Below are 421 nucleotides of genomic sequence, written 5' to 3'. Positions count from 1 at the left end.
CCGCCGTCACCGCAGTTTTGTCCGCGAGAGTCGGCTGACCCGGCAGAGCGTTGATCTTGTCAGACACCGCCTTCGCCGCCTTCTGGTCCGCTGCGGCCTGCTGCGCCGCCGTTTCCAGCGCCGCAATCGCCGCTTCCGCCGCCGTCAGCTTCTCCAGCGTCCCGGAGGACACCAGCGCTTGCTGAGCTTCCGTCAGGCTGCCGTACTGCTGCCGCGCTGCCGCAACCGCCGCCTTGTCAGCCAGCGTCACCGGGTCAGGCAGGGCATCGATCTTGTCTGCAACCGCCTTCGCTGCCGCCTGATCCTGCGCTTCCTGCTCCGCGCCTGCTTCCAGCACCGCAATCGCCACTTCTGCCGCCGCCAGCTTATCGACCGCCGCCGCAGACACCAGCCCCTGCTGTTCTTCCGTCAAGCTGTCGTA

1 protein-coding gene is annotated in these 421 nt (G+C 67.7%); it reads right to left on the bottom strand.

Going from position 1 to position 421, the window contains the following annotated elements; genetic code table 11:
* Window positions 1-421, bottom strand: a 421-nt coding sequence (locus L692_RS32495) for a hypothetical protein (protein ID WP_025698783.1), incomplete at both ends; no start/stop codon positions are given.

The organism is Paenibacillus forsythiae T98 (assembly GCF_000520735.1).
Lineage (GTDB): Bacteria > Bacillota > Bacilli > Paenibacillales > Paenibacillaceae > Paenibacillus_AQ > Paenibacillus_AQ forsythiae.
The sequence above is the reverse complement of the archived record's forward strand: the minus strand, read 5'-3'. Positions and strand labels throughout refer to the sequence as shown.